25 protein-coding genes are annotated in these 19,003 nt (G+C 62.9%); 11 read left to right on the top strand and 14 right to left on the bottom strand.

The genetic code is table 11. The features are described from left to right. Positions 1 to 68: 68 nt before the first annotated feature. Complete coding sequence (locus NKH50_RS24565) at positions 69 to 998, top strand: AraC family transcriptional regulator (protein ID WP_352881525.1); 930 nt, start codon at positions 69 to 71, stop codon at positions 996 to 998. Positions 999 to 1,035: 37 nt separating this feature from the next. On the opposite strand, the gene NKH50_RS24560 is transcribed toward NKH50_RS24565, so the two are convergent. The 7 genes from NKH50_RS24560 to NKH50_RS24530 all read right to left on the bottom strand — a co-directional run bounded on the left by NKH50_RS24560 (position 1,036) and on the right by NKH50_RS24530 (position 4,538). Then, on the bottom strand, positions 1,036 to 1,374 hold the full coding sequence (locus NKH50_RS24560) for a YkgJ family cysteine cluster protein (protein WP_352706953.1): 339 nt from the start codon (positions 1,372 to 1,374) through the stop codon (positions 1,036 to 1,038). A gap of 50 nt (positions 1,375 to 1,424) precedes the next feature. Next, positions 1,425 to 1,589 carry a hypothetical protein gene (locus tag NKH50_RS24555; protein WP_023722752.1) on the bottom strand — a complete coding sequence of 55 codons (165 nt, stop codon included), beginning with the start codon at positions 1,587 to 1,589 and terminating at the stop codon, positions 1,425 to 1,427. Between the two features lies 1 nt (position 1,590). Further along, entirely contained in the window at positions 1,591 to 1,998 is a 408-nt protein-coding gene (locus NKH50_RS24550) for a hypothetical protein (RefSeq protein ID WP_292664441.1), read from the bottom strand. After that, a complete protein-coding gene (locus NKH50_RS24545) occupies positions 1,998 to 2,225 on the bottom strand; it encodes a hypothetical protein (RefSeq protein WP_023677608.1) in 228 nt (75 codons plus the stop codon). The genes NKH50_RS24550 and NKH50_RS24545 overlap by 1 nt, the downstream gene beginning before the upstream one ends. A gap of 344 nt (positions 2,226 to 2,569) precedes the next feature. Continuing rightward, positions 2,570 to 2,779, bottom strand: a complete 210-nt coding sequence (locus NKH50_RS24540; protein ID WP_010915421.1) for a cold-shock protein — start codon at positions 2,777 to 2,779, stop codon at positions 2,570 to 2,572. A 439-nt stretch (positions 2,780 to 3,218) separates the two neighbouring features. Continuing rightward, positions 3,219 to 4,010: an SDR family oxidoreductase gene (locus NKH50_RS24535; protein WP_352881523.1), complete on the bottom strand. Its 792-nt coding sequence runs from the start codon at positions 4,008 to 4,010 to the stop codon at positions 3,219 to 3,221. A 66-nt stretch (positions 4,011 to 4,076) separates the two neighbouring features. Further along, entirely contained in the window at positions 4,077 to 4,538 is a 462-nt protein-coding gene (locus NKH50_RS24530; protein WP_023677611.1) for a RidA family protein, read from the bottom strand. A gap of 96 nt (positions 4,539 to 4,634) precedes the next feature. Here NKH50_RS24530 and NKH50_RS24525 point away from each other — a divergent pair, with 96 nt between their 5' ends. Next, the gene (locus tag NKH50_RS24525; protein ID WP_352881521.1) at positions 4,635 to 5,486 is read left to right on the top strand and encodes a LysR family transcriptional regulator; all 852 of its coding nucleotides are present in this window, start codon (positions 4,635 to 4,637) and stop codon (positions 5,484 to 5,486) included. On the opposite strand, the gene NKH50_RS24520 is transcribed toward NKH50_RS24525, so the two are convergent. Both NKH50_RS24520 and NKH50_RS24515 read right to left on the bottom strand, forming a co-directional pair. Further along, a complete protein-coding gene (locus NKH50_RS24520; RefSeq protein ID WP_352881519.1) occupies positions 5,414 to 6,256 on the bottom strand; it encodes an SDR family NAD(P)-dependent oxidoreductase in 843 nt (280 codons plus the stop codon). The genes NKH50_RS24525 and NKH50_RS24520 overlap by 73 nt on opposite strands. Before the next feature lie 83 nt (positions 6,257 to 6,339). Continuing rightward, positions 6,340 to 7,008, bottom strand: coding sequence for a glutathione S-transferase family protein (locus NKH50_RS24515; protein ID WP_352881516.1), 669 nt, complete (start codon positions 7,006 to 7,008; stop codon positions 6,340 to 6,342). A gap of 147 nt (positions 7,009 to 7,155) precedes the next feature. On the opposite strand from NKH50_RS24515, the gene NKH50_RS24510 reads away from it, so the two are divergent. Next, the gene (locus NKH50_RS24510; RefSeq protein WP_352479307.1) at positions 7,156 to 7,335 is read left to right on the top strand and encodes a CsbD family protein; all 180 of its coding nucleotides are present in this window, start codon (positions 7,156 to 7,158) and stop codon (positions 7,333 to 7,335) included. 67 nt (positions 7,336 to 7,402) lie between these two features. Here the strand turns inward: NKH50_RS24510 and NKH50_RS24505 are convergent, their stop codons facing one another. After that, positions 7,403 to 8,533, bottom strand: coding sequence for a metallophosphoesterase (locus tag NKH50_RS24505; RefSeq protein WP_352881513.1), 1,131 nt, complete (start codon positions 8,531 to 8,533; stop codon positions 7,403 to 7,405). 119 nt (positions 8,534 to 8,652) lie between these two features. On the opposite strand from NKH50_RS24505, the gene NKH50_RS24500 reads away from it, so the two are divergent. Then, the gene (locus NKH50_RS24500) at positions 8,653 to 9,246 is read left to right on the top strand and encodes a hypothetical protein (protein ID WP_352881511.1); all 594 of its coding nucleotides are present in this window, start codon (positions 8,653 to 8,655) and stop codon (positions 9,244 to 9,246) included. Positions 9,247 to 9,295: 49 nt separating this feature from the next. Here NKH50_RS24500 and NKH50_RS24495 read toward each other — a convergent pair whose 3' ends face one another. Then, complete coding sequence (locus NKH50_RS24495; RefSeq protein ID WP_352690688.1) at positions 9,296 to 9,907, bottom strand: LmrA/YxaF family transcription factor; 612 nt, start codon at positions 9,905 to 9,907, stop codon at positions 9,296 to 9,298. A 150-nt stretch (positions 9,908 to 10,057) separates the two neighbouring features. On the opposite strand from NKH50_RS24495, the gene NKH50_RS24490 reads away from it, so the two are divergent. Further along, on the top strand, positions 10,058 to 10,855 hold the full coding sequence (locus tag NKH50_RS24490; protein WP_352881508.1) for an NIPSNAP family protein: 798 nt from the start codon (positions 10,058 to 10,060) through the stop codon (positions 10,853 to 10,855). Between the two features lie 44 nt (positions 10,856 to 10,899). Here the strand turns inward: NKH50_RS24490 and NKH50_RS24485 are convergent, their stop codons facing one another. The 3 genes from NKH50_RS24485 to choX are packed head-to-tail and all read right to left on the bottom strand — an operon-like array spanning position 10,900 to position 14,128. Then, positions 10,900 to 12,348 carry an amidase gene (locus NKH50_RS24485; RefSeq protein WP_352881505.1) on the bottom strand — a complete coding sequence of 483 codons (1,449 nt, stop codon included), beginning with the start codon at positions 12,346 to 12,348 and terminating at the stop codon, positions 10,900 to 10,902. Positions 12,349 to 12,356: 8 nt separating this feature from the next. Then, positions 12,357 to 13,196: an alpha/beta fold hydrolase gene (locus NKH50_RS24480; protein ID WP_352881502.1), complete on the bottom strand. Its 840-nt coding sequence runs from the start codon at positions 13,194 to 13,196 to the stop codon at positions 12,357 to 12,359. Beyond that, positions 13,193 to 14,128: a choline ABC transporter substrate-binding protein gene (choX, locus tag NKH50_RS24475; RefSeq protein WP_352802589.1), complete on the bottom strand. Its 936-nt coding sequence runs from the start codon at positions 14,126 to 14,128 to the stop codon at positions 13,193 to 13,195. Before choX ends, NKH50_RS24480 begins: the two co-directional genes overlap by 4 nt. A gap of 123 nt (positions 14,129 to 14,251) precedes the next feature. On the opposite strand from choX, the gene betI reads away from it, so the two are divergent. The 6 genes from betI (at position 14,252) to NKH50_RS24445 (ending at position 18,934) form a co-directional block, all read left to right on the top strand. Further along, positions 14,252 to 14,854: a choline-binding transcriptional repressor BetI gene (gene betI / locus NKH50_RS24470; RefSeq protein ID WP_352479299.1), complete on the top strand. Its 603-nt coding sequence runs from the start codon at positions 14,252 to 14,254 to the stop codon at positions 14,852 to 14,854. A 109-nt stretch (positions 14,855 to 14,963) separates the two neighbouring features. Further along, the gene (locus NKH50_RS24465; protein WP_352881499.1) at positions 14,964 to 15,722 is read left to right on the top strand and encodes an SDR family NAD(P)-dependent oxidoreductase; all 759 of its coding nucleotides are present in this window, start codon (positions 14,964 to 14,966) and stop codon (positions 15,720 to 15,722) included. Positions 15,723 to 15,865: 143 nt separating this feature from the next. Then, positions 15,866 to 17,263 carry a class II fumarate hydratase gene (gene fumC / locus NKH50_RS24460; RefSeq protein WP_352881496.1) on the top strand — a complete coding sequence of 466 codons (1,398 nt, stop codon included), beginning with the start codon at positions 15,866 to 15,868 and terminating at the stop codon, positions 17,261 to 17,263. A 143-nt stretch (positions 17,264 to 17,406) separates the two neighbouring features. After that, positions 17,407 to 17,685 carry a hypothetical protein gene (locus NKH50_RS24455; RefSeq protein WP_352881494.1) on the top strand — a complete coding sequence of 93 codons (279 nt, stop codon included), beginning with the start codon at positions 17,407 to 17,409 and terminating at the stop codon, positions 17,683 to 17,685. Positions 17,686 to 17,967: 282 nt separating this feature from the next. Continuing rightward, positions 17,968 to 18,402 carry a DoxX family protein gene (locus NKH50_RS24450; protein ID WP_352690670.1) on the top strand — a complete coding sequence of 145 codons (435 nt, stop codon included), beginning with the start codon at positions 17,968 to 17,970 and terminating at the stop codon, positions 18,400 to 18,402. Positions 18,403 to 18,520: 118 nt separating this feature from the next. Beyond that, positions 18,521 to 18,934 carry a DoxX family protein gene (locus tag NKH50_RS24445; protein ID WP_352508872.1) on the top strand — a complete coding sequence of 138 codons (414 nt, stop codon included), beginning with the start codon at positions 18,521 to 18,523 and terminating at the stop codon, positions 18,932 to 18,934. The last annotated feature ends 69 nt before the right edge of the window (positions 18,935 to 19,003 follow it).

The raw sequence follows: 19,003 nt of genomic DNA, 5'->3' as shown, positions 1-19,003 counted from the left end.
ATGATCGATATGCTATTCGCCTGGATTCTTATCCAATCGTCTAATATCGTCTGGTTCATTGTCGGAGGATGGTTCTCATGGACGCCTTGTCCGAACTTCTTGCTTCGCTGCGATTTGGCAGCGCCATGATCGGCAGCGCGACCCTGCATCGGCCATGGGGTATTTCGGTGGATCCGACAAGGAATGCCGCCATCCACGTCATACAGAACGGCGAATGCTGGTTGCGGCTGACTGGTCCAAAAGAGCCGATCCGCTTAGGCGAGGGAGATGTCATCCTTGTCGCGAGCGGTATCGGGCATGCCCTTTGCAATCCGGCGGATGCACCGACGGCATCGATATCCGCCGTCCTTTCCGCAAATCGGAGCGGACTGGAACCGAAAAGCGAGAGCGACGCGACAACTCTTCTTTGTGCGAGATATTCACTCGACGGCGTCGGGCCATACCCGATGGTTTCGCTGCTTCCTCCGCTGATCCATTTGACCCGAAATCAGATTGGCACCAGCGAGCCGCTGCGGCTTGCCCTGGAACTTCTGCAGGTCGAAGCGAAAGGCGATCTCGGCGGCCACGACATTGTCGCCCCACGCCTTCTCGACAGCACGTTGATCTTCTTGTTGCGTGCCTGGATCGAACATCAGCCACTCGGAACAGGGGGATGGTTTGGCGCCTTGCGCGACAAAGGCATTGCGCAGGCTTTGCGCCTGATCCACGAGCGGCCGGGCAATCCCTGGACCATCGCTTCCCTTGCCAGCGGCGCAGCACAGTCCCGGGCCACCTTCGCGCGTCGCTTCGCTCAACTGGTAGGACAGCCGCCGCTGTCCTATGTGACCCGGTGGCGGATGAACCTTGCCGCCAAGGCTCTGCGGGAAACGAACCAGAACATTGGCGAGATCGGGCGCGCCTTCGGATATGAATCGGTGCCGTCGTTCTCGCAGGCATTCAAACGATTGACCGGACGATCGCCCGGCCTCTACCGCAGCGACTTTCGCGCATCTGATTGACGAAATTCAAACTGAGACGCCAGCCCGAGGGCCGTCATTACAGCGTCGGCAGACCGTGAGCCCGACGCGCGATCAGGCAGTCGTCATCGCCCGGCATGCAGGCGCGGCAGACGTCGGGGCGGATGTCGTAGATGCCGCAGGCCGTCGACTTGCCGACCTCGCCGCACAGTGCCGAACAGCGCGCGCCGTCGCAGCGCATACCGGCTTCGTCGGCAGCCACGTATTTTTGCGGGATAAGGTCGAGCTGCGCGTCATCCTCGGTGGAGAAGCGCGGCCATCTGGACGAGTAGGCGCAGCAGGCGCCACAGGTCTGGCAATCGAAGGCAATCGGACCGGCGCCCTCTTGTAGCGACGAAAACTCCTCTGCGACCGCCAGGTCAAGCAGCCTTGGCGCAGATTTCCGGTCGGCATTTTGCTGCAAGGGCGCTATTTCTTCTTGGGCTTACGCGGCGGTGCTTCCGCCGGCGACCTGAACAGATCGGTGCCCGCTTCGGCGGCTTCGCCGGTTTTTGGCGCGGCCGCCGGTTTGGCCGGCTTCACGGCGGCAGCAGGCGCTGCCGGCTGGCCCTTGGCGGAAAACTTGATTGCCATATCAATCCTCGTCAGAGAAACGCGATGATGGCGCATTCGGATTGCGAAGGCGGCCGATGAGCGCCGAAACGGCCGTGATATTCATTTCTTCGGGCGACCAGTTCCTGGCTTCCTCGATGTGCCGGGGCGCCAGCTCGCGATGCGTGCTGCCGCTGTAGGCGGCATCCTGAAAGGTCACGCGCTCGCGGGTCTTGGCGTTTTCCCGGACGTATTCGATCAGATAATTGGGGCATTCGGCACGACCGCGCACGCCGAGCCGAACCTGGGCATCGCCGTGGACACGCCTGCAGCGCTCGAGCTTTTCGAGCACGCGCCGGACATATTCGACCGGCTTGTCTAGTTCGCCCACGACATCGGCGATGGTCGAATCTGCGGCGATCGCCTTTTGAGGCACGCGTTTGGTGGCCATCAGCGTTTGCCTGCGCGTTTCGGCGAGGCCGCGAGCGCAACCGCCGCCGCCATGTCGTCGGCTTCCTTCTCCAGGCGCAATTCGCGCAGCCGCGCGGTCTTGGCTTCGCGGGCCTGGCTGACGGCATCCCGTTCGGAATTGATGCGGTCGAGCGACATCGACTGGGTCCGCGTCTTGCTGAAAATGGATTCGGCCTGGTCGCGGGGTTTTTTTGAAGTTGCGGTCAAGGTCTTTCTCCCGGTTCGGAGCACGCCGCCGAAAAGTGGCGAGACTGGTCTTTCGGCCAGGATCCCGCACAAAGCAATACGGCAGCCGGTTTCAAATTGCTGGAACGTCCTTAGCACGTCCGGGCCGTCGAGCAGCGCTCTTTCGGCGATCGAAGCGCAAAAATGAAAAAGGCCAGGCACCGCCTGACCTTCCATGAGAGCGCCCGAGCATCCCGAGAGACGCGCAAGGAAACGTTCTTCTCATGCGCATGAGCGGGGACTTAACATCCCCGCGATCATGCGCTGGAATTTGCCATTCACCGGTGCCAGTACATCCGTGGTCACCGGTGAGGCTTAATTCCGTTTTAGGCCGCCTTCAACTGGTCGGCGGACATCTTGCCCGACTTGTTGTCGCGGACCATCTCGTAGCCAAGCTTCTGGCCCTCGACGATGTCGCGCATTCCGGCGCGCTCGACGGCTGAGATGTGGACGAAAACGTCGGCAGAACCGTCGTCAGGCTGAATAAAACCAAAACCCTTGGTGGCGTTGAACCATTTAACTGTGCCTGTGCTCATAACGAACCCTTTCCATGGCAAATATTCGTTCGCCGTCATGCGGATGCACAACAACGTTTGTCTCGATTTTGATGGGGGAAGTTCGCCAAAGGCGCGCCTAAGCACGCGGATAACAAAAGTCGGTCAAACAAATATCGACAAAATTCTTATAGACTTCTTTGCGCGTTGTGTCAATTTTTTTGATTTTCCACACTCGCGGAGACGCGCGGCGGCGGCCCGCGCCAGCACATCGGACGGCGAAAGCCGGGCTATTGCCCGCCGAAAAAACCACTTAGCCGGGAACCATTTTGGCACCGCGGGCATTCTTTCGGTGTCGAAAGCCGTTCTTGAAAGAGCGATCTTGAGAGAAGCGGACGACAAACAGGACGCCCCCCGCGCAGATAAAAGGCACGAGGGGCGTTCCTGTGATGCGACCATTCGCGCCGCTTCACCCTGCCCCTCACAGCATGGCCCGGCTGAGCCCGCCATCCACCGGCAAAGCCACGCCGGTGATATAGGCGGCGTCGTCGCTGGCCAGGAATGCGGCAACCGCGCCGAATTCGGCGGGGGTCCCGTAGCGCTTTGCCGGGATTTCGGCCTGACTCTCGGCGGCGATCACAGCAGCGTCCACACCCCTGTCGGCGGCGTCCATCGCGTCGAACTGTTTCGTCCGGTCCGTCGCAAAACGGCCAGGCAGCAACAGGTTGACGGTGACGCCGTCCGCCGCCACTTCGCCGGCCAGGGTCTTGGCCCAGCCGGCAAGCGACGCACGCAACGCATTCGAAGCGGTGAGGCCGGGGATCGGCTCGCGGACGGACGTGGAGGAAACGGCGATGATGCGCCCCCAGCGCCGCGACCGCATGCCTGGCAGGAAAGAAATGGCGATACGCATCTGGCTTAGCACCATGCTGGTGAACTGCTTCTCCCAGACGCTCGCATCGAAGACGCTGGCCGCGAAGGGCGGCGGGCCGCCGCCATTGAGCAGGACGATGTCGATCCGCTGATGCTCGTCCTCGATGGCACGGATCAGCCGGGAGACGCTGTCGTTATCGGAAAGATCGGCGCTGAAGGTCGAGCAGACGGGGCCGGCGGACTCGATCGCGCGCCGCGCCGCATCCAGGGTCTCCTCCCCTCGTCCGACCAGGATGATCTCGGCGCCTTTCGCCGCGAGCACTTCGGCGACGCCGAAACCGAGGCCCTTGCCTCCTCCGAGAACCAGCGCCTTCCGCCCCTCAAGATTTGTACTTATCAAGCCAAGCCCCCTCTGGTTTCACTGCGCACTCCCGGATAAGCCCTGAGTGCATGCTTTGGGCGTGCATCAGCGGACATGCACAATGGCGTCGGCTTCGACCGGAACATTGGCCGGCAAGCCGGCCATGCCGAGCGAGCAGCGGGCATGCTCGCCACGCTCGCCAAAAACATGGAGCAGAAATTCGGATGCTCCGTTGCCGACCTCCGAATAGGCCGCAAAGCCGGCCGCCGCGTTCACATAGACGGTCAGCTTGGCGAATTTCACGACGCGGTCGAGATTGCCGTCCAATTCCTTGTCCAGCCAATAGACGATGTTGGCCGCGCAGAGCCGGGCGGCGTTCCGCGCCGCGGCCAGATCGATCTCTGCGCCGACCTGGCCGATCGCGGCGATCTCCTGCCCGATCTCGGGGATCTGACCGGAGACATAGACGATGTCGGCGACCCGAACCGTCGGCGAGAACGGCAAAGCGGGCCGCTCGAGTGACGGCCAGGCGACACCGAGCTCCTCAAATCTTCTTCTGTAGGACAAGGTGGCTGCTCCTGTTTCGTTGGCGCGAGCGGACCTTGAATTCAGATCGGGCTTTCGGATAGCCTGATAGTGCTGACACAGCTATCAGGAATTCTTATGACTGGAGATATCGACGTCCGGCTGCTGCGCGCCTTCGTCACCGTGGCCGATACGGGAACGGTGAGCCGGGCGGCCGATCGGCTTGCCCGCACGCAGGCGGCGGTGAGCATGCAGCTTCAGCGCCTCGAGGGCGAAGTCGGCGCCGAGCTGCTGCGCCGTTCGCCGCGCGGCGTGACGCTGACCGAGGCCGGCGAGATCCTGCTCGCCTTCGCCCGCAAGGCCATCGCGATCGGCGACGATGCCAGGCGCGAGATAGAAGGCCGCAGGCTGGTCGGCCGTGTCCGGCTCGGCATCGTCGAGGATTTGGCGGTAACGCGGCTGCCGTTGATCATCGCCGACTTCCGCCGCCGACATCCTTCCGTGGAGATCGAGCTGACGTCGGCCAGCAGCAGCGATCTCAGCATGTCGCTGGGCGAAGGAAGATGCGACATCGTCATGGCCGATCCGGCGCGCTTCACAAAGGCGCCGCGAGGCCATCTGTCACGACAGCTGGTCTGGGCGGCAAGCCGCATGATCGAGATCGATGACGAGGTCGAGCTTCCGCTGATCATCTTCGAAGGCGCCTGCTCCTGGCAGGACAGGATGCTGGCCTCGCTCGCCGAGGCCGCGATCGGCTGGAAGATCGGCTGCCGCGTGTCGACCTTCGCGACACTGATCTCGGCGCTGAGGGCCGGGCTTGGCATCGGGCTTCTGCTGCAGGAAGGACTGCCGCCCGACTGCCAAAGCCTCAACGGACGCTTCAACCTGCCGCCGGCGCCGATGGCGGATTTCGGCGTCTACCTCGCGAGGGACCCGTCGCGGCTGGTCGAGGAGTGTGGCGATTTCCTGCGGGCGGGATTTGAGGCGTAGCGAAAATATCTGACGCCGTTCACCGTTCCTGTCGGGCGGATGACGATCTCGTTGACGTTGACGTGTGGCGGCTGGCTCACGGCGTAGAGAATGGCCGCGGCGATGTCCTCGGCGGTCAGCGCCTCCATGGCGGCGAGCCGCTTGTCCAGATCAGCCTTGAACGCCGGATTGGTGATGTGGTCGCCGAGCTCGGTGCGCACCAGGCCGGGCTCGATGACGGTGACGCGAACCTTGTCGGCGTAGACTTCGCGGCGCAGCGATTCGGAAAAGCCGACGACACCGAACTTGGTTGCTGCGTAGCCGCTGGCCCCCGGATTGGCGACACGGCCGGCGACCGACGAGACGTTGACGATGTGACCCTTGGCGGCCCTGAGATGCGGCAGCGCCGCCTTGGTGACCCCCATCAGCGCCAGCAGGTTGAGCTCGACCATGCGGCGCCAGTCGTCGAGCACCGCTTCGGCGGCGGGCGACAGAAGCATCACCCCGGCATTGTTGACGAGGATGTCGAGGCGGCCCCATTCGGCGACAACCTTGTCGACCATCTCGGTGACATCATCGTTGCTGGTGACGTCGGCCTCGATGCGGAGCGCCGCGCCGCCGGCCTTTTCGATACGCGCGGCCAGCGCTTCGAGGCGATCGGCGCGGCGTGCGGCAATCGCCACCTTGGCCCCGGCGGCGGCCAAAGCCGCAGCCGTCGCCTCGCCAATGCCCGACGATGCGCCGGTGACCAGCGCGACCTTGCCGGCCAATGCGGAAGGAACAGATATCATTGTGAAGTCTCCGAGGCCCCAGCCCGATCTTCAGATAGGCCGCGGGCGGCGAAGCGGAAGACCAGCTTGCGGGTTGCTCGGCTCTATTCGTCTGGGCCGGGCTCCGGCCAAGGCTCTTTTGCCGCCTCGGCATACCAGTGGCGCATCGCCGGCATCGAAAGCACAGCGTCGACATAGGCGCGGGTATCGGTTGCCAGCGTGCCGCCATAGGTGTCGAAGCGGGTGACGACCGGCGCGTACATGGCGTCGGCCGCGGTGAAATGGCCAAACAGGAACGGGCCGCCTTTGCCGTATTTTTCGCGGCATTCGCGCCATAGCTCCTCGATGCGCGCCCGTTGTGCCTCACCTTCGGCGTCGAGCGGCTTGTGGCCTTTTGGCCGGCGCAAATTCATCGGCCAGCCATAGCGGACCTTGCGAAAGCCGGAATGCATCTCTGTCGCCGCCGAGCGGGCCAGCGCGCGGGCGCCGATGTCGGCCGGCCAGAGCTTTTTCCCGGGAAACAGCTCGGCGAGGTATTCAAGGATGGCAAGGGTTTCCCAGACGATCCGGACCTCGCCATTCGGCAGCCGATGGTTCAGCACCGGCACCTGGCCGGTCGGCGATATCCTGGCCAGATTGGCCGCGGTCTCGGGCGTGCGCAGGCGCACAAGACCTTCCTCGAACGGGATCTCCAGATACTTCATCGCCAGCCACGGCCTCAGTGACCACGACGAAAAACACTTGTTGCCGATGAAGAGCGTGAATTCAGCCATTGTCCCTCCGGCCTCTGTCTGTTCGGCGTCCTGGTGTACCCTATCCTGTCGGCTTCGCGACCGGAAGCTATGCCAATCGACGGGCAGAACCCGGAACCTAAGCGGTCCGCGACCGTTTCTCCAGGCGAACGGATCAGGAGATGCGAGATGGTGAACAAGGATCAGGTTGCCGGCGTTGCCAAGCAAGCCAAGGGCTCGGTCAAGCAGACCGCCGGCAAGGCCACCGGCAACAGGCGCACCGAGGCCGAAGGCGACGTCGACAAGGCGACCGGCAAGATGCAGAAGGCTTACGGCGACGTGAAGCACAAGGTGAAGAAGGCGCTTTGACGCCGAGCCCTTCGCAAACCAGAAAAAAGGCGGCTCGGCCGCCTTTTTTTGCGCCCTCTCCTGCCCGTCAGAAAGTCAGACTTTTGCTGTACGCATTGGTGAAGGCGACCTCGCCATGATCTCCGGCGGCTTCGCCCAGCACCACATCCATGCTGCTGCCGGTCACCCGCGCCAACGCGAAGCCGCCCATGAAGGCAGCCTTCGGCTTGAACAAATCGAGCCCGTCACGATGATAGATCATCGGCGTCGCGTGCTGGTGGCCATGGAAGATGCCGACGACGTTGTAGCCCTTCAGCACGGCCAGCAGCGCCTGCCTGTCGGTTTCGCTCCACCAATGCGGCGGACCCGTGCCGTTGTCGTCGAAGGTCTTCTCGGCGGCGTCCCATCTTTCGATCGAAAAATTATCCCAGCCATAATGCTGGAACAGGATGACCGGGCGGCCGTCGCCGGCATAGGTCGCCAGGTCCTGCTTCAGCCATGGCAGGCTGCTGGTGGCGCCATGGCCGGTATCGCCGGCGAAACGGTGCGTCTGGACAAGATGCAGACCGCCCCAATCCCATGAATAGCAATCGGTCTCGAGATCGTAGTTGGTCGCCGGCGCGGGCGGCTTGAAGAAAACGCCGGGGCGGTGATTGACCTCGACGTAGTCGCGCATTTCGCGGCGGTACCAGTCGACATGCGAGCGCGGGCCGTTCTGGTCGAGGTCGTGATTGCCGAGGCCGACATAGACCGGCATGTGCACGCGGTCGGGGCCAACGCCCTGCTGGTAGCGCTGGCTGAACTGGAGCAGCTGCGTGCCTTCGCTGGGCTGGGTGATCTGGCCGCCACCATCATCGGTGATGTCGCCGCCAACGACGAGGCCGAGCGGCGTGCCAATATTGCCCGTCGAATGCAGACCGGTGGCGACGCCGTTGATTTCAGCTGGCCATTGTCTGTCGGCGACGCCGTTGAGCGCGGCGACATTGCGCAGCAGGGCGGCGTCGGTCTTGCCTTCCTGCTCGCAGTGCGGGCTCAATCCGTTCGCCATGCGACAGGCATGGACATCAGCGATAAACAGGAAGGTGGCGTCGATCGGTGGAATGCGCTGCCCGGTCTGGCCGAAGGCCGGGCGCGAAACGGCGCCGGCCGCGGCAACGGCCGCTGCCTTCATCAGGAAACTGCGCCGGGAGACCGGTCGGGCGGAAATGCGATGCATCATGCGCTAAAATTCAGCACGACGCGAACCGGCAGTCCAGTTGCTCGCAAAGTGTGTCGACACGTTCTCCCAGGTCTGGCATTGCTTTCGGCATTCAACTTGCGCGGGCAGAGGAGGACGCCATGAAAACTGCATCCATCGGCATGACAATGGCGATCCTGGCGATGACGAGCGCAGCGCACGCCTCCGCGTGCATCGACGCCAAATCGGCCAAGGCCGGCTTCGTTCTCGAAAGGCCTGGCATCCACAGCGAATTTCGTCCGGCGGCGGGCGGAATGGTGGCGGTTGCCAACAAATACCAGTCGCAATCGCCGCAGTCGCAGTACCTGTTCGGCGGGCTGATCGAAGTGTTTCGCGACAGCAGCACAGGGGAGATGGCGATGATCCCGTTTTCCGATCTCAGGAAGGTGTTCCCACTGAAGGCGGGGGCCAAGAGCAAGATCGTGTTTGCCCGTCTTGCACCGAACAAGCCGCCGAAGGGCACCGAGACGCTGGAGATCAACGTCAAGGGCAAGGAGACGTTCAGCCTGGGTGATTGCAAATACGCCGTGCTCGCGGTCAAGCAGACGATCAGGAGCGAGGCCGGCGAGACGCGGGACGAGTTCACCGCGCTTTACGCACCCGATCTGCAGGCAGTTGTGGCCAGGCGCTATGACGAGGGCACCAGCGCCGAAAGCGTGGTCGGCTACGAGCTGATCAAGCCGCTAGCGAATTAAGAGCTCGGCCTCCCCGCCTCGGTCATAGTGAGCGACGGTCCTGCGGGCGTCAAAGGGCTCTGTGCAATATCCTGCTACGTCGCCTCGTTCCTGTTTTGGACGACATAACTCCCTGCTCCAACGCCATCAGGCAGTCGCGCAGCACGCTTGCGTCCTGTGCGGTCTTGGCCATCGACATGGCGCCCGAATAGCTGGCGACAGCAAGCGCTGCGAAGCGCTGCGGATCAGTGCCCAGCTCCCGTCCCGCCCGCTGGTCGGCGCTGATCTTGTCGGCGATCGCCTGGCGCCAGGCCGAAAAAATGCCGGCAAGGGCAATGCGGAAATCCGGATCGGCAAGCGACAGTTCATGCGCCAGGTTGTTGAGCGGGCAACCGCGCACGAAACCTTGCCGCTCCAGCTCCGCCGCGACGGCCGCGAACACGGAGCGCACGCCCTCGCGCGCTGAGGGAGCCATCCGCACCGGTGCGATCCATGTCTCTTCGACCGCGGCGGCGACCCGCTCCTCGATCACTGCAAGCGCCAGCGCCTTCTTGGTCGCGAAATGGTGGTGCAGCGCGCCGCCGGTGACGCCCGCCGTCGCCATCAGGTCGCCCATGCTGGACGCATGATAGCCGCGTGCCTGAAACGCCTCCTCGGCGACGTCGAGCACTTTCTTGCGCATGCCTTCGGGGTCGTTGGTGCGTTTTTGAGCCCGCGACCTTGGGCGAGCGGATATCTCTGCTGACATCTTCACACGATAGCAGATTGACAAAACAGGACAACCGGTCTGTTTTGCAAAACAGGATGACTGTCCTGTTTTGGAGCTCGCGCGATGAACCTGCCTTTGAACGCCATACCTAATCCCGATCTGCTCGCCTCGCCCGTCGTCGAACTCAGGCAATACACGCTGAAACCCGGCCGGCGCGAGACGCTGATCGGCATCTTCGACAATCACCTGGTCGAGGGGCAGGAAACCGCGGGAATGACCATCATCGGCCAGTTCCGCGATCTCGACCGGCCGGACATGTTCGTCTGGCTGCGCGGCTTCGACGGCATGGAAGCGCGGAAAGACGCTCTGACCGCCTTCTATGACGGGCCGGTCTGGGCTGCCTGGCGCGACGCCGCCAACGCCACGATGATCGATTCCGACGACGTATTGCTGCTGAGGCCGGCCTGGCCCGGCGCCGGCTTCGATCTCTCGGGATCGCAACGAGCAATCCAGACGGATCTCGAAGAACCAAGCACAAGCAGTGCTTTGCAGACAATTGTTGTCATCAAGATTCATCATTTGCGACCGGGCCTGGAAGCCGGCTTCGCCCGGGACTTCCAGACCGCGGCTCTTCCGGTGCTTGCCGCATTTGGCGCACAGCCGCTGGCCGCCTTCGTCACCGAACATGCCGAAAACAGCTTTCCGCGGCTGCCGGTGCGGGCCAGCGAAAACGTCTTCATCAGCGTCACGGGTTTCGCCAGCGCCGAAGCGTATGCCCGCCATGAGGCAGCCTTGGCTGCCTCCCCGGACTGGCAGGCGCTTCAGCAGACCGTACAAGGGGAATTCGCCAGGCCCGCGGAGGTTTTGCGTCTGTTACCGACGGCGCGATCGCTGCTCGGGCAGCACCCAATTTCGGTATGAACCAACATCGTCGACGCCCCCCTACGTCGCCGGAGCCTCCTGGTTCATGCCTGAAAGTGCCTGGCATGGATCGCCTGGTAACGCGTGGTCCATGCGGTTGCCTGCTCCAGGTCAAGGGAAACGCGAAGCAGCCGGTGGTCCTCGTTCTTGCGGCCAATAAGCTGGATGCCAATCGGCAGGCCGCCTTTCGACTGGAACAGCGGCAGGCTGGCGGCCGGTTGCCCGGTGACGTTGAAGATTTCCGTGAAGGGCGCAAAGCCGTAGGCCCGGCTCGCCCAAGCCTCGTAGTCGAAGACAGCACCATCGCCATGGATGGCGCCAATCCGGGGCGTAAGCTCGGCCGTCGTCGGCGTCATGATCAGGTCGAACGCATCGAATGCCATCGCCATCGCCAGCGAAGCGCTGTGCACATGGTCCTGCGCCTTGAGATAATCGGCGGCCGAGGATCGCCGAAAACAGTCGAGCGCGTGACGAGTCAGGCTTTCGATTTCGCCGGCACCCGGCATCCGCCCGATCTCATCGGCGCGCTCGTCAACCAGCCGCGCGACCTCCGACATCCAGAAGATGCTCCAGTCCGCTTCGGCGCCGGCTTCCCGCGGGAAACGCGCCTCTGTGACCTCGAGCCCCCTGTCCTCGAGGAGGCGCATGGCTTCCTGGAATTTTTCCCCGATCTCGGACGCGACCGGCGTGCCATCCGGCCGGTGCGCCAGGCACGCGACGCGCAGACGCTCGCCGGGGGAAGACAGCCAGTCCAGGTAGGATGGCACCGATTTCGGCACGGAGTAAGGCGCTCCTTGTTCTGGACCGGCAGTCATGTCCAGCATAGCGGCGCTGTCCCGAACGGTGCGGGATAGGACACTGTCGGCGTAGAGCCCGGCGCCAACCTGACCTCGATCAGGGCCGACAGGCGTGAGCCCGCGCGACGGCTTCATGCCGAACACGCCGCAACAGGCAGCCGGCACCCGGATCGAGCCGCCGATGTCGGAACCGTGGGCGGCCGGCACCATGCCGCTTGCCACCGCGGCGGCAGCTCCGCCGCTTGAGCCGCCCGCCGTCAGCGAAGGATCCCAGGGGTTCAAGGTGGGGCCGCGAAAGCTGGGTTCGGTGACGAAGTCGTTGGCAAATTCAGGCGTGTTTGTCTTTCCCAGCAAGATCAGACCGGCGGCCCGCCAGCGCCGGACGATCTCGCTGTCGGGCTTCGGCGCGGCATCCTTGAAGTAGAGCGACGAGTGCGTCGTCGGCCACTCCCGTACATTGACGCCGGTGTCCTTGACCAAGAAGGGAATGCCGGCGAGTGCAGCCTGCCGGTTGCAGCTTGCCGCCGCGGAAAGCGCCCGGTCCGCATCGATCAGTGTCACGGCATTGATGGCGGGATTGATGCGTTCGATCGCTTCGATAGCCGCCTCAACGGCCTCGACAGCCGACAGTTCACCCGAGCGAACATGCCCGGCCAGGGCGACGGCATCCAACGCCACGTATTCGGAAAGGTTCATGACTGCTCTCAGCCCAGATTGCCGGTCGCTTCGAGGTCGGCTTCATTCCAGACCTTGAAATACCGGGCGATGGCTGCCGCAACCAATGCCGGATCCTCCCAGTGCGGGTTGTGTCCGCATCGCACCGCGCTTACAAACGCGGCGGCGGGGATTTCTTCGAGGAGCCGCCGTTGGTGCGTTTCGTCGAAGAGCAGGTCGCGCCCGCCCGCAATGACAAGCGCCGGCAGGTGCAGCGTGCGCGCCTTGTCGGTCAGATCGACGCGCCGAACCTGCTCCAGGATTGCGCACCAAAGTGCCGCCGGCATAGCTGACGCCTCCTTTGCAGCCATGGTCAGGAAGTCCGCTGGAACCTCGGCCTCGCAGGCATGCCAATATTCATAGAACGGATCGGCCGGCGATATCGGGTCTCGAAGTGCCCGCACACCAATGGTCATCGGGTGATCCTCACCGATCTGCGGCCGCAGCGTTCCGGCCATCAGCACCAGGCCACCGATCATCTCCGGATAGCGCGCGGCTGCCTCGATCGCCACCATGCTGCCCAGGGAATGCCCGACCAGAACCGGCCGCTCGAGCCGCAATCGCTCGACCAAACTCGCCACATCTTCCGCGAAATCCGCCGGGGCGAAGCCGCGTGTCCCGGCCGGCGAGGCGCCATGCCCGCGCAGGTCTGGAATGACACGCCGTCGCCCGGCGAGATGCGGCGCCAGCAAGGAGAAGCTGCGGCTCGTGTCGGAGAAGCCGTGCACCAGCACCAGCGCGGGCTCCTGCCCGTCGATTTCGACGCAGGCCGTTTCAGCACCGACCTTGCGCTTGCGGCCGTTCCAGCCCGCCTGATCGGCCGATATCACAGGCCGAGCTGCTGCTTGACTGCGTCGAGCGCGGGCTTGCCATCGAATGTGGTGACACCGGCAAGCCAGGCGCCGAGCCTATCCGGATTCTCCTTGACCGCCTTCAGGCCGGCTTCCTCCGGCTTCATGCCGTCATTGATGAGATAGCCCATGCCGAGATTTTCGAAATCGATGTCGAAGGCGAGATTCTTCAGCAACTGCCCGACATTCGGGCATTGCTGCAGATAGCCCTTGCGCACCTGCGTCGTCACCGTCGCGGCGCCGAAGTTCGGTCCGTAGAACTTGTCGCCGCCGCTCAGATATTTGAAGTCGTACATCGTGTTCATTGGATGCGGCGCCCAGCCCTGGAAGACGATGAAGCGCTTTTCCTTGATCTCGTAGCCGACCTCGGAAAGCATGCCGGCTTCACTCGATTCGACGACCTGCCAGCCATCGAGGCCGAGCGACTTATCAGCGATGGCGTCCATCATCAGCTGGTTCGAGCCCGGCTCGATGCCGTACATCTTCCTGCCGAACTTGTCGGCGAACTTTTGCAGGTCGGCAAAATCCTTGACGCCGGCCTCCCAGACGTAAGTCGGCACGGCAAAAGTGTATTTGGCGCCGACGAGATTGACGCGCACATCGTCCACCGAGCCGTCCTTCTTATAGGGCTCGTAGTAGGTGATCATCGCCGGATCCCAATAGCCAAGGAACACGTCTAAATCATTGTTCTTCAAGGATTCATAGATGACGTTGATGCCCAGAAGCGAACTTGCCGGCTTGTAGCCGAGCGCATCGAGCAAGACGCTGGTGACGCCGGTGGTGAAGGCAAGGTCGTTCCATCCAGGCTCGGCCATGCGCACGACCTTGCATTGCTCGGGTTCAGCCGCAAAGGCCGGCTGGATCGCCAGCAGGACGCAGAGCGAGGCGCCTATTTCAAGGCAACGCAGCATTTCGGTTCTCCTCATTTCACCAACGACGTTGACCATTCGGTTTTTAAATTGTCCCAACGGTCAATGATTGATCTCGGCGGACAAAAATGTCAACGTCGGTTTTCGATGCATGGATCCCGGCCCGTGAAACTCAAGCGTCTCAGCGACATACGCCGCAAGGAGCTGCGGCAAGCCGCGTTTGCCGTGCTTCAGCGCGAAGGCATAGCTGGCGCCACCATAGAGAAAGTGGCGGCACAGGCCGGCGCGTCGAAGGGCATCGTGCTGCACTATTTCAACAGCAAGCGGGAGCTTTTCGAGCATGCCATGCGCGAATCGAACCTGGTGCTGCGTCATGCGGTGGTGGAGCGGTTGAGGCAGGCGCGTACGCCAATGCAACGGATAGATGCCATCATCGAAGGCAATTTCGAGCCGCATCTCTTCCAGCCGTCCCTCTGCCACGCTTGGCTTTCGCTTTGCGCGGAGGTGCCGCGCGACGAAAAGCTTGCCCGCATCCAGAAGGTGATCCATGCGCGCATGCGCTCCAACCTGCTGTCCGGCCTGCGCGGTCTGGCGCCGGCGCGCGATGCTGACGAGATCGCTTTCGGCGTCACCGCCCTGATCGACGGGCTGTGGTTGAGGCTTGGCCTGCAGCCAGGCAGCGTTACGCGTGAACAGGCCATTCATCAGGTCAAGGATTTTGTCGCTACCCGGCTGGCTGTTCGGCGCGGTGCAGCCGCTGCCGAATAGCCAGGCGCATCAGCCGAAAGTTCATATTGTAGGATAAGCCGGAGGCTTGACCACAATCGGCAACGGCGCTGCTCTCCTTACCAGACAACGGCAAAGCGCGGAGTGTTGGATGAGACTAGGCGGCAAACGGGCACTGGTCACCGGCGGTTCGGAGGGGATCGGGCTGGCAATCGCCGAGGCTTTCTCGCGCGAAGGCGCGGACGTGCTGATCGTCGGCCGCGACGGCAAGAAACTCGACGCCGCCCGCGAGCAGCTCGGGAATAATGTCGAAACGCTGTCGGCCGACCTGTCGGCCAGCGCCGGCATCGACACCGTGGTCGAGCATGCCAGGCGCGGCCCACCTCTCGATATCCTCGTCAACAACGCCGGCGTGGCATTCCTGGTGCCGTTCGAGACCGTCAGCCAGGACCAGTTCCAGCAATCGTTCGCGCTCAACGTCACGGCCGTATTCTTCCTCACGCAACGGCTGTTGCCGCATCTCGCGCCGGGCGCGGCTTCGGTGATCAACATCTCGTCCTATTTTGCGCACAAGATGATCCCGAAGCGGCCGTCCAGCCTCTATTCGCTGTCGAAGGGCGCGCTCAATTCGCTGACCAAATCGCTCGCATTCGAGCTTGGGCCGCGCGGCATAAGGGTCAACGCCATCGCGCCCGGCACGGTCGACACAGCGATGCGGCGCAGGTCGATCGAAAACCTGCCGGAGGCCGCGCAAGCCGAGCTCAAGGCCTATGTCGAGCGCAGCTATCCGCTCGGCCGCATCGGCCGGACCAGCGACCTTGCCGGCATCGCGGTCTATCTCGCCAGCGACGAGGCGGCGTGGACCAGCGGCGGTATCTTTGCCATCGACGGCGGGTATACGGCGGGGTGAGGAGCGCGCCCTTCCTCCTCCCTTGTGGGAGAAGGAAAAGGCGCGGCTTCAACCGATTTGCATCTCCATCGCCCGCAATCTCCGCTTGAAGGCGTTTGTGCAACGCGATACGCCGTTTGCAAATTGCAAACGGGAGAGACTTCGTGAGCGCGCCAGAGACCAGAACCGAAACCGACACGTTCGGTCCCATCGAGGTCGCTGCCGATCGCTATTGGGGCGCGCAGGCGCAGCGTTCGCTGGCCAATTTCAAGATCGGCTGGGAGAAACAGCCGGCCTCGATCGTGCGGGCGCTGGGCACCGTCAAGCGGGCGGCCGCCGAAGCCAATTTGGAGCTGAAGCGGCTCGATCCGGCGATCGGCAAGGCCATTATCGAGGCCGCCCAGGAGGTCATCGACGGCAAGCTGAACGACCATTTCCCGCTAGTCGTCTGGCAAACCGGCTCGGGCACGCAGTCCAACATGAACGCCAATGAGGTGATTTCCAACCGCGCGATCGAGCTTTTGGGCGGCGTCATGGGGTCGAAGAAGCCGGTGCATCCCAACGACCACGTCAACATGAGCCAGTCGTCGAACGACACCTATCCGACGGCCATGCACATCGCCTGCGCCGAGCGCATCATTCACGACCTGCTGCCGGCGCTGAGGCATTTGCATGCGGCACTCGACGCCAAGACCAGGGCTTTCGCCCACATCGTCAAGATCGGCCGCACCCACACGCAGGACGCGACGCCGCTGACGCTCGGCCAGGAGTTCTCCGGTTATGCGGCGCAGGTCGCCTCGTCGATCAAGCGCATTGAAATGACCCTGCCCGGCCTGCAGGAATTGGCGCAAGGCGGCACCGCGGTCGGCACCGGTCTCAACGCTCCGGTCGGTTTTGCCGAAAAGGTGGCGGCGCGCATCGCTGCGATCACCGGCATCGATTTCGTCACTGCGCCGAACAAGTTCGAGGCGCTGGCCGCCCATGATTCCATGGTGTTCTCGCACGGCGCCATCAATGCCTGCGCGGCGGCGCTGTTCAAGATCGCCAACGACATCCGCCTGCTCGGCTCCGGCCCGCGTTCGGGCCTCGGCGAACTGTCGCTGCCGGAAAACGAACCGGGCTCGTCGATCATGCCTGGCAAGGTCAATCCGACCCAATGCGAGGCGATGACACAGGTTTGCGTGCAGGTGTTCGGCAACAATGCGGCGATCAGCTTCGCCGGCAGTCAGGGCCATTTCGAGCTCAACGTCTACAATCCGCTGATGGCCTATTGTTTCCTGCAATCGGTACAACTGCTGGCCGACGCTTCCGTGTCCTTCACCGACAATTGCGTCATCGGCATCGAGGCCCGCGAAGACAACATCAAGGCGGCGCTCGACCGCTCGCTGATGCTGGTGACGGCGCTTGCGCCGACGATCGGCTACGACAACGCCGCCAAGATCGCCAAGGCGGCACATAAGAACGGCACCACGCTGCGCGAGGAAGCGCTGGCCACCGGGCTGGTCAGCGAAGCCGACTATGAGCGGCTGGTGCGGCCGGAGGACATGACGCATCCGGGCTAGGCGGCGTGGACAAATTGAGCGGCCTGCAAATCGCTCGTTGTGTGATTTTCATGGCTTTGGTTAGATGAGGCATGCAAGCAGCCACACGCTCCTCTTGGAAAACGCTCCCCCTCCCAGCGCAGCAAGATCGGATAGATCTTGCATTGCTGTATTCGGACGCCGAAGGCGAGAAGATCAGGCTTGGGCACATTCCGCGGGATATGGACGATAAGTGGTTCATATTTTTTGAGAATGGCTGGCTCTATTTTCATCGTTCGTGGACAGGAGCCTGCATCTATGGCCTCCGTCTCGAGGGTTCGCCGAATGGTATTCGTGTGACTGATGCATGGGTCAGCGGGGATAAAGAGTGGTACCAATCGCCCGGCCCTGAGCACGACGCACGTTTGATCCAGCAACTCATCTCCGGCGGCCTGCTGTCGTAAGGGTCGACACTCACTGCCAAGCCTTGCGCAGCGGCTATTGGCGAATTCTGAAAGGATTGCTGCCGATCAATGGTCGATACCGCCACCGCCAGATACTGGCTAAAATTTGTCCACGCCGCCTAGGGTGTTGATATGCCTGGATCTCAACACCCCTGTTGATCGCGAAAACGTTACCTGGGTGAACAATCCGTAACCAATCTGGCGTCTTTGGTGAACAGTCGGCCTGCGCTAACTAGGCGGGTATCCCAAGCCGTTTGGCCAAACCCTTCTGGAGAGTTACGCATGTCCACCAACACGTCCACCAACAATTCGTTTGCCGGTTCCGGAACCGCCGCCGGCGCCTCGGGCACGATCCTGCTTGGCCGCCTCCTGCTTTCTGTCATCTTCTTGCTTTCCGGTTTCGGCAAGCTGACGGCGATTGCCGGCACCGCCGGCTATTTCGGCAGCCTTGGCCTGCCGCTGCCGATGGTGACCGCCATTGTCGTCGGCCTTATCGAACTGCTTGGCGGCCTGGCCATCCTCGTCGGCTTCCAGACCCGGATCGTCGGCTGGGTAATGGCGATCTTCACCGTCGCCACCGCGCTGGTCGCCCACACCGGCTGGGCCGATCAGATGCAGATGATCAATTTTATGAAGAACCTCGGCATTGCCGGCGGCTTCCTCGTGCTCGCCTCCTCGGGCCCAGGCGCGTATTCGATCGACGCCAAGCGCGGCTGAAGCAGTCCAGCGTTCCTGAACAAAGGGGCGCGGAATTTTCCGCGCCCCTTTTTCGTTGTCGGTTCATATCCGCTGGCTGGAACTCTGCTAGGATCGGTGGCCGATATCGGAGGAGACCATGCCTCGCAATGCGCTGCTCTTGCTTTCCCGGCTGCTGCTCGCCGCGCTGTTCGTGCCGTCCGGCTTCCATGCGCTTGCCGACATCGCCGGCACATCAGGCTATTTCGCCGGCCTCGGCCTGCCGCTGCCGACGCTGGTGGCTTGGGCGACAGGCCTGTTCGAGCTGATCGCCGGGCTGCTCATCCTCGTCGGCTTCAAGACGCCGGTCGTGGCGCTGCTGCTCGCTGCCTTCTGCATCGCGGCGGGCTTCCTCGGTCATTATGGCCAGGGCGGCGACGATCCGACGCTGACCTTCATGCATTCACAGATGCTGATGAAGGACATCGCCATAGCAGGCGGTTTCCTGGCGCTGGCAATGGCTGGTGCGGGCGCCTGGTCGGCCGACGGGCGGCTGGTTGCAGCGAGCGCCTAAGCTGCCGCCCGGTTTATTCAGTGTCCAGAAAAACGAACTTTGCGAGACGGCTCACATTGACGGGCCCGC

The organism is Mesorhizobium sp. M1027 (assembly GCF_040318745.1).
Lineage (GTDB): Bacteria > Pseudomonadota > Alphaproteobacteria > Rhizobiales > Rhizobiaceae > Mesorhizobium.
The sequence above is the reverse complement of the archived record's forward strand: the minus strand, read 5'-3'. Positions and strand labels throughout refer to the sequence as shown.

Excerpts from the sequence above, each read along its gene's own strand:
- NKH50_RS24565 (WP_352881525.1), top strand. The coding sequence starts at position 69 with ATGGTTCTCATGGACGCCTTGTCCGAACTTCTTGCTTCGCTGCGATTT.
- NKH50_RS24555 (WP_023722752.1), bottom strand. The coding sequence starts at position 1,589 with ATGGCAATCAAGTTTTCCGCCAAGGGCCAGCCGGCAGCGCCTGCTGCC.
- NKH50_RS24550 (WP_292664441.1), bottom strand. The coding sequence starts at position 1,998 with ATGGCCACCAAACGCGTGCCTCAAAAGGCGATCGCCGCAGATTCGACC.
- NKH50_RS24540 (WP_010915421.1), bottom strand. The coding sequence starts at position 2,779 with ATGAGCACAGGCACAGTTAAATGGTTCAACGCCACCAAGGGTTTTGGT.
- NKH50_RS24525 (WP_352881521.1), top strand. The coding sequence starts at position 4,635 with ATGACTGGAGATATCGACGTCCGGCTGCTGCGCGCCTTCGTCACCGTG.
- NKH50_RS24520 (WP_352881519.1), bottom strand. The coding sequence starts at position 6,256 with ATGATATCTGTTCCTTCCGCATTGGCCGGCAAGGTCGCGCTGGTCACC.
- NKH50_RS24515 (WP_352881516.1), bottom strand. The coding sequence starts at position 7,008 with ATGGCTGAATTCACGCTCTTCATCGGCAACAAGTGTTTTTCGTCGTGG.
- NKH50_RS24510 (WP_352479307.1), top strand. The coding sequence starts at position 7,156 with ATGGTGAACAAGGATCAGGTTGCCGGCGTTGCCAAGCAAGCCAAGGGC.
- NKH50_RS24505 (WP_352881513.1), bottom strand. The coding sequence starts at position 8,533 with ATGATGCATCGCATTTCCGCCCGACCGGTCTCCCGGCGCAGTTTCCTG.
- NKH50_RS24500 (WP_352881511.1), top strand. The coding sequence starts at position 8,653 with ATGAAAACTGCATCCATCGGCATGACAATGGCGATCCTGGCGATGACG.
- NKH50_RS24495 (WP_352690688.1), bottom strand. The coding sequence starts at position 9,907 with ATGCGCAAGAAAGTGCTCGACGTCGCCGAGGAGGCGTTTCAGGCACGC.
- NKH50_RS24490 (WP_352881508.1), top strand. The coding sequence starts at position 10,058 with ATGAACCTGCCTTTGAACGCCATACCTAATCCCGATCTGCTCGCCTCG.
- NKH50_RS24485 (WP_352881505.1), bottom strand. The coding sequence starts at position 12,348 with ATGAACCTTTCCGAATACGTGGCGTTGGATGCCGTCGCCCTGGCCGGG.
- choX (WP_352802589.1), bottom strand. The coding sequence starts at position 14,128 with ATGCTGCGTTGCCTTGAAATAGGCGCCTCGCTCTGCGTCCTGCTGGCG.
- NKH50_RS24465 (WP_352881499.1), top strand. The coding sequence starts at position 14,964 with ATGAGACTAGGCGGCAAACGGGCACTGGTCACCGGCGGTTCGGAGGGG.
- NKH50_RS24450 (WP_352690670.1), top strand. The coding sequence starts at position 17,968 with ATGTCCACCAACACGTCCACCAACAATTCGTTTGCCGGTTCCGGAACC.
- NKH50_RS24445 (WP_352508872.1), top strand. The coding sequence starts at position 18,521 with ATGCCTCGCAATGCGCTGCTCTTGCTTTCCCGGCTGCTGCTCGCCGCG.